Annotated in this window: 9 protein-coding genes; 4 read left to right on the forward strand and 5 right to left on the reverse strand. The window is 44.3% G+C overall.

Translation table 11 applies throughout. The annotated features are described in order from the left end of the window. Positions 1-2: 2 nt before the first annotated feature. From A3766_RS04840 to A3766_RS04850, 3 genes are all read left to right on the forward strand, one after another. Positions 3-1,460 (forward strand): S41 family peptidase, encoded by a 1,458-nt coding sequence (locus A3766_RS04840; protein WP_068511265.1) that lies wholly within the window; start codon positions 3-5, stop codon positions 1,458-1,460. Next, the gene (locus A3766_RS04845; RefSeq protein ID WP_068553865.1) at positions 1,453-2,352 is read left to right on the forward strand and encodes a divergent polysaccharide deacetylase family protein; all 900 of its coding nucleotides are present in this window, start codon (positions 1,453-1,455) and stop codon (positions 2,350-2,352) included. The genes A3766_RS04840 and A3766_RS04845 overlap by 8 nt, the downstream gene beginning before the upstream one ends. Positions 2,353-2,510: 158 nt before the next feature. Continuing rightward, positions 2,511-3,359, forward strand: a complete 849-nt coding sequence (locus tag A3766_RS04850; protein WP_068511269.1) for a CZB domain-containing protein — start codon at positions 2,511-2,513, stop codon at positions 3,357-3,359. A gap of 114 nt (positions 3,360-3,473) precedes the next feature. Here A3766_RS04850 and hisF read toward each other — a convergent pair whose 3' ends face one another. The 5 genes from hisF to A3766_RS04875 all read right to left on the reverse strand — a co-directional run bounded on the left by hisF (position 3,474) and on the right by A3766_RS04875 (position 6,872). After that, complete coding sequence (gene hisF / locus A3766_RS04855; protein WP_068511272.1) at positions 3,474-4,247, reverse strand: imidazole glycerol phosphate synthase subunit HisF; 774 nt, start codon at positions 4,245-4,247, stop codon at positions 3,474-3,476. Between the two features lie 23 nt (positions 4,248-4,270). Then, positions 4,271-4,999 carry a HisA/HisF-related TIM barrel protein gene (locus A3766_RS04860; protein ID WP_068511275.1) on the reverse strand — a complete coding sequence of 243 codons (729 nt, stop codon included), beginning with the start codon at positions 4,997-4,999 and terminating at the stop codon, positions 4,271-4,273. Positions 5,000-5,016: 17 nt separating this feature from the next. Then, a complete protein-coding gene (hisH, locus tag A3766_RS04865; protein ID WP_068511277.1) occupies positions 5,017-5,667 on the reverse strand; it encodes an imidazole glycerol phosphate synthase subunit HisH in 651 nt (216 codons plus the stop codon). Between the two features lie 80 nt (positions 5,668-5,747). Further along, entirely contained in the window at positions 5,748-6,341 is a 594-nt protein-coding gene (hisB, locus tag A3766_RS04870; RefSeq protein WP_068511279.1) for an imidazoleglycerol-phosphate dehydratase HisB, read from the reverse strand. A 69-nt stretch (positions 6,342-6,410) separates the two neighbouring features. Beyond that, entirely contained in the window at positions 6,411-6,872 is a 462-nt protein-coding gene (locus tag A3766_RS04875; protein WP_068511282.1) for an SRPBCC family protein, read from the reverse strand. A 201-nt stretch (positions 6,873-7,073) separates the two neighbouring features. Here A3766_RS04875 and A3766_RS04880 point away from each other — a divergent pair. Then, positions 7,074-7,779: AsmA family protein (locus A3766_RS04880; protein WP_156508694.1), on the forward strand; the 706-nt coding region annotated here is incomplete at its 3' end.

A 7,779-nucleotide genomic window follows, 5' to 3' on the forward strand; every position in this document is an offset into this window, starting at 1 on the left:
TAATGAAATTAGTTTCTCGTTCCTTACCTTTAATGACATCACGCCGCAAACGCATCTGCACTTACAGCGCTATTCTGGCTGGGTGCTTATCTTTCAGTCAGCCCGCACTTTCCCAGCAAACTGAAAGTGCTGGTATACAAGATACTAATTTAGCTTCGGAACAAGCGACTGCCCCCTTACCTTTAAATGAGCTGCGAAAGTTTACCAATGTATTTGGCAAAATTAAGAATGCCTACGTCGAAGAAATAGATGACGCTACCCTGCTAAAATATGCGATTCGTGGCATGTTGTCAGGGCTTGACCCACACTCAGCTTATCTTGAGCCAAGCGCATTTTCAGACCTGCAAGAGAACACTTCAGGCACATTTGGCGGCTTGGGTATAGAGGTAGGTATGGAGAATGGCTTTGTAAAAGTTATTGCGCCGATTGATGATACCCCCGCTCAGAAAGCAGGCATTGAGGCTGGCGATTTAATTATCAAATTAGATGAAACACCCGTAAAAGGAATGAGTCTTGATCAAGCTGTTGACACGATGCGTGGTGAAGCGGGTGAGCCGATTACATTGACCATCGTCCGTGAAGGCGAGCGCGAGCCATTAGAAATAAAAGTCGTACGTGACATTATTCAAGTAACCAGCGTCAAAACGCTAGTACTTGATGAGCAGTACGGCTACATCCGTATCACTCAATTTCAGGCACAAACTGGTAGCGACTTCGCCAAAGGCCTTAAAAAGCTTCAAGATGAAACTGAAGAACTTGCAGGCTTAGTTATTGACTTAAGAAACAACCCTGGAGGCGTACTTCGTGCTTCAGTAGAAGTTGCCGACCAGTTGATTGAAGAAGGTCTCATCGTTTATACAAAAGGCCGTGCTAGCGAAGCCGATTTAAGCTTTAACGCGACACCTGGTGACGATGCTAATGGCATACCCATTATCGTTCTTATTGATGGAGGCTCCGCATCAGCTTCTGAAATCTTGGCCGGAGCACTTCAAGATCACAATCGGGCAGTCATAATGGGAACACAGAGCTTCGGCAAAGGCTCTGTACAGAACGTCATGGCTCTTGATGCTGAATATGGGCTTAAGCTAACAACGGCCCGCTACTATACCCCTAATGGCCGCTCGATTCAGGCGCAAGGTATCGAGCCCGATATAGAAGTTAACCGAGCCAAGTTGAGTGAAGAAAAAACCAAAGCCTTTTATCGAGAGTCTGATCTAGCCGGTCACTTAAGTAACGGCAACCAAAATAAGAATGAATCCAGCAAAGAAGAAAGCGAAGACTCAGAAGTTTCTCGTCAACAATCCATGCTGGAAAAAGACTTCCAGCTTCAGGAAGCTTTAAGTTTGCTAAAGGCTTTGGATATTCTAAAAGTTAAGCAAAAGAACTCTTCCGTCAAAACACCAGAGAGCCAAACTGAGGCTGAAAACCTAGCTGAAGAAGGCACGCCACAAGGTGAGTAACTATCTCCTCAAGCTCAGTACAGTAGTCACCTTTATCCTGACTACTGTCGTGCTTGCTTTTCCCGTTGCTGCAGAACTAAAGCAGCAACCGACCATCGCGATCGTCATTGACGATATGGGGAATCACCTGGAGAACGGCTCCCGATTAATTGACCTACCCTACCCCCTTACTTTGTCTTTTCTACCAGAAAGACGCCATACACGAGCCCTAATCGAAAGAGCTAAAGAGAATGGCAAGGAAATCATGCTCCACTCGCCCATGCAAAATAAGCTTGGGATTAAGCTCGGTAAGGGCGGTTTAACCGAAAGCATGAGTGAGATGCAAATTAAGCAAACCTTGCGAAAAAGCTTTATCTCGATTCCGCATATGGTAGGCCTGAATAACCATATGGGCAGTCAGTTGACAACTCAAAACAAGGTTATGGAGTGGGTAATGGAAACGGTTAAACAGCACCCCTTCTTTTTCTTGGATAGTCGCACCTCTGCCAACTCGGTTGCCGCCAAAATTGCCGCAGCGCACCAAATCCCTAACATAAGCCGGGATGTTTTTCTTGACCATTTTCAAACCCGAAAATTTGTTCAAGCTCAGTTTATCAAGCTAGTCGAACTAGCAAAGAAGAATGGCACAGCCATAGCAATCGCCCACCCTCACAAAGTCACAGTTGAATACTTGAGCTGGGCTCTGACAAAGCTTGACGAAAAAGGTATCAGTATCGCTTCTGCTAGCGCTATCTGGCAAATACAAAACCCTGGACAGAGCATGCAAAACATCTTTGCTGCAAGAAACAAAGTTCCTCGACTAGCACAAAGTAAATCATCCACGTCAGACACCTTAAAGCACGCAAACTACAGCCCGCAAAGAATTCCGCAAGAATATCAAGACACCCTATAAATTCTTCCTACCGATCCATAAACAGTTATTTTTCGTGATAATTAATTTAGTCGATCTTTACTGGTCAGATTTTCTATCAGGTCTATACTAAATATGCGCGGTGCCTCCGCACTTTCAAGGATTATAGCGAACACATTTCAAACCCGAGGTTTATCACCATGTCCGGCAAAAATATAGACAGCTTATTTCACGACGGCACTCTTGCTGCGATTACCTTTATGACGGCTGACGCCGCATTTGCCATCCCTCTGGAACAAGTACTTTATATTGAGAAAGACGTGAAAAGAAACCTTCAGGTAAATGAGCTTGATGAGTTTAATCACGAAGTGATTACCTTCCAGAACAACACTGTTCAGCTGTACGATTTTAATCAGCTTATTGGTTCTGAAAATCACCAGACCCTAATGAACAACCTGGTTGCCAAACTGAACGAAATGGAGCAGCAACATAGAGATTGGCTTGATGCACTAGAGTCATCACTTAAAAACAACACGCCCTTTACTAAAGCGCTTGACCCTAACAAATGCGCTTTTGGCATGTGGTACAACCAGTTCGAAACAGATATTGAAGAGCTTAAAGAAGCCCTCCTGCGCTTTGATGAACCCCATAAAAAGTTACACGGTTTAGCTGAAACCTTACTCAACTTAAATCAGACTGATCACGACGAAGCAATGAAGATTCTGAACACCGAAAGACAAACCACGCTATCAGAATTGATCCACCTGTTCCATTTAACCAAAGAGCGAGCCTTATCGAGCATCCGTCCTATCATTCTTTTTGTAGAGCGCACTGGCGGCAAAGTAACAGCCTTACGTCTTGATAATATCAACGACATCGTCACCTTTAACAAAAAAGTATTTTGTCGAGATGACTCTGCAGATGGAATCATGAGAAGTAAAAATGATGACTTTGTGGTGGAAGGCTTTCTTAGAGACGGTAACGAAGCACCATTAATGCTGATCAACTGCCAGCCTGAGAGCAAGTCTGAATCTAATCAGGTTGCATAGAATTTAAAAAGCTTTGTAGGCAGCGCCTTCCACGGCTCGCATGAGGGCTAGCACGAAATTGATCGTGCGCCTGAACCCTCTGCCTACAATAGACAACTTTCTCGCGCTTAAGACCTACAGGCGCATTTCAATACCACAATCGGCCATATGTGCCTTGGCTTCTTGAACGCTGTACTCTCCAAAATGAAAAATACTTGCTGCCAGAACAGCATCGGCGCCACCTTCCAAAACTCCATCTGCCAAGTGCTGTAAATTCCCCACACCGCCAGATGCTATAACCGGAATAGACACAGCATCGGTAATCGCCCTAGTGACGCCTAAGTCGAAGCCGTTTTTCATACCGTCCTGATCCATACTGGTTAGTAATATTTCACCAGCACCGTAATCAGCCATTTTCTTGGCCCATTCGATTGCATCCAAGCCTGTAGGCTTACGACCACCATGAGTAAAGATTTCCCATCGACCTTCTTCACCCTCTGCACTCACCTTCTTCGCATCAATTGCGACGACAATACATTGGCTGCCAAATTTCTCGGCAGCTTCACGAACAAACTCTGGGTTAAATACTGCCGCTGTATTGATCGCAACCTTATCCGCGCCGGCATTCAACATACAGCGGATATCTTCAACTTTTCGGATTCCACCACCAACCGTTAGCGGAATAAACACTTCACTCGCCATTTTTTCAACAGTATGAACCATTGTGTCACGGCCTTGGTGACTCGCTGTGATGTCCAAAAAGGTGATTTCATCAGCCCCTTGCTCATCATACTTTTTGGCAACTTCTACCGGGTCACCTGCGTCACGGATATCAACAAACTGTACGCCCTTTACAACGCGCCCTTCATCAACATCCAAACAGGGAATAATTCTTTTAGCCAAGCCCATTAACTAGCTCTCCACTTATAATTTCAATCTTCACAATAGTCTTGAGCCTCTTTAAGGCTTAAGGCTTTTTCATCCAAAGCTCGTGAAACCAATACGGTTTCGATACCCACTTCAGACTCGGAATACAATGCACGAATATCATCCATATCTGCTACCCCGCCAGTCACCCACAATGGTACGCGAGAGACTTCAGCAAGCTTAATAGCCTCGTCGAGATTAACACCCTGACAGCTCCCTATACGCCCAAGGTCTCGATAAACCAGAGCAGAAATATCAGCAGCACTTAATTGCTGCGCCCAGGTTTCGGCAGTAACTGGTGACGTTTTCTGGCAACCATGTGTACACACCTGACCCTCTAGCAGTGACAGGCTCACCGTAATGCGCTCAGGAAAGCGCTTACACATTTCAGCAATAAACGCAGGATCTTCTATAGCTTTAGTTCCTAAGGTCACTGTTCTAATACCAGACTTCAGGTAATGCTCAACTTCAGATTCACTACGAATTCCACCTTCAACATGTAAATTTAGATTTGGAAAACGCTGAGCGATCGAAACGATCATTTCTGCATGAGCCGTCCGCCCCTGAATTGCACCATCTACGTCAAACACATAAAGGTCCTGCACACCGGCATCCATCCAACGCCCGGCAAGGTCTGTCGCATCATCGGAGTAAACTTTGGTCTGATCAAGGTGATGACCAGACACATGCACACATTTAGCCTGCATTAGGTTAATTGAGGGTAGGATATTCATCGCTTGACTAGTACCTTCTATTTTCCAGACCAGTTCGCAAAATTCTTGAGTAGCTGTAAACCTGCATGCTGGCTCTTTTCAGGGTGAAACTGAACTGCAAAAATGCTATCTCGGCTAAGTGCCGCAGCGATAGACTTCCCGTATTGGGCCGAACCTGCCAAGTATTGATGATCAGCCGCTACGTAATAGCTATGGACAAAGTAAAAACGCGAGGCATCTGAGATCTTATGCCACATAGGGTGATCACCATTCTGCACCACCTGATTCCACCCCATATGCGGTACTTTCAAACGAACCTTCTCGCCCTTATCGTTCTCTTCATACAAGCTTTCGCCAAAATGCAAAACATCGCCTGGGAAGGCACCGATACAATCAACGCCTCCATTCTCCTGGCTATGTTGAAGCAAAGCTTGCATGCCAACACAAATACCCAAAAAAGGTCTGTCCTTGGAAACTTCCATGCTTAAGCTATCAAAGCCCAAACGCTTAATTTCAGCCATGCAATCGCGCATAGCGCCTACACCAGGCAAAACAACCTTATCTGATGCACGAATCGTATCCGCATCCGAAGTTACAAGGACTTTTGCATCAGGCGCTACGTGTTCAAATGCCTTCGAAACCGAATGCAAATTGCCCATACCATAATCAATAATGGCAATTGTCGTCATTTTTTCTCACTCGTAAAAAGCAACTGACCTCAAAAGAGGCCAGTATTATTTATTAACTGTCGTACAACTTGAAACCGGTTCTATAAAGAACCTTTAGTAGACGGCATTTTTCCTTCCATTCGCTCATCAAGTTCCAAAGCCATGCGAAGCGCGCGGCCAAAAGCTTTGAATACCGTTTCGATCTGATGATGAGCATTTTTACCCTTCAGATTATCGATGTGCAAAGTTACATTGGCGTGATTTACAAAACCTTGAAAAAACTCATAAAACAGCTCTGTATCGAAGCGGCCGACACTTCCTCTGGTAAAAGGAATATCGTATTCCAAGCCAGGACGGCCAGAGAAGTCGATAACAACACGCGACAATGCCTCATCTAGAGGAACATAGGCATGGCCATAACGACGAATGCCTTTCTTATCGCCCACAGCTTTAGAGAATGCCTGGCCTAGTGTAATACCCAAATCTTCAACGGTATGGTGATCGTCTATGTGCAAGTCGCCTTTACAGTGCGCATCGATATCAATCATGCCATGACGACAAATCTGATCCATCATATGCTCTAAAAAAGGCACGCCAGTATCAAATTTAGCCTCACCCGTTCCATCAAGATTCACAGAAACTTTTATCTGTGTTTCCAGAGTATTACGTTCTACTTGGGCTTTTCTCTCAGCCATTTACTTCTCCGAAAATAAAATAATAAATAGATAAATTAGATAGCCTTATTTATCCACAGCACAAAAGGTCTAAGCCAATGCGCCTTTCAGGTTGTCGATATACTCATCAACCATTGCACTAAATTCATGCTTAACAACCGGGCTAATTGCTAACTTAAGCAGGCCTGGTAAAGGCAAAGTCAATTGCGCAGAAGTCGTTAATTTCAAGTTAGTTACGCCGTCACCTTCGGTTATTTCCCACTTACCTGATACAACGCCATTACCCTCACCCTTAACAGGAGTCCAAGTAACTTCACATGCGGCTTCGTCAGCAGAATACTTACAGGCATAAACAGTCTGGATTGCATGATCACCCAAGCCTACCTTTTCCATTTCCCAAAGAAAGGTATTGTCACCTTGATCGGTTAGTGCTTCAACTTTTGGGAAGTGGGCGCCTGAAGCGGGCACATCCGCCAACAATGCAAAAGCAGTGCTTGCATCGGCTTTAACGGTAAACTCGCGATCAATATCAATACTTACTTTAACGGTCATTTCCTACCTCACTATTATTATCACTGGTGGTTTTCTCAGGGTGTATTTCTGTGCGGGCAAGCCTATTAATGAGCGTTCCGATTAGAAATTCGAAAAGCTTCAATGACATAATCCTGCAGACCAGCAATAATAAACACTTCAAAGATAAAAAGCCACGATACCTTGAACAAGAAACCGACTCATTAAGGGCCATATACAGCAATGAACAAATTTCTTAAATTCAGCTTACTTTTGGTTATCGGACTGCCCTTATTAGCAGTGCTAGGTATCGCGCTGTTCATTCAGTTTCAAGATGCAAATCGCTTCAAACCTACGATTGAGCAGCAAGCTATAGAACAAGCCGGAATAAACTTATCGATAGACGGGTCCCTAACCTGGTCTTTGTACCCACTCGGCATTGATATCAACGATATGCAAATCAGTGATCAGCATGGACAAGCGTTTGCATCTATTAAGAGAATACTGGCGCAGGTAGACCTATTTTCTTTACTCAAGGGTTCACCCAGCGTTCACACCCTGCTTCTCGATAGTGCAAAAATATCGCTATTTGAAGACGAGCAAGGAAAAGCCAATTGGCTTAATATTCTACCAACACAAGAAACAGCGGCACTGGAAAAAGACACCTCGGAAACGAAAGCAAAAGATTCAAATCAAGACTCAAAAAACCAGAAGACTTCTGAGCTTTCGTTTTTACTCAGCCAGCTAAGCATATCTAACCTAAACATTGCTTATACATCAGAGCTCAAAAACCAAAGCATTAAACTTTCACCTGCGAGTATTAAGGTTTCAAACATAGCACCAAACAAAGATGTACCCTTCGACATAGACTTCACCTTCGAAGACACCATAGAAAAACTAACACTCAATTCTAATATTATTGGCCTTATCGAGTTTTCACCTGACTTTT

This window comes from Oleiphilus sp. HI0132 (assembly GCF_001635845.1).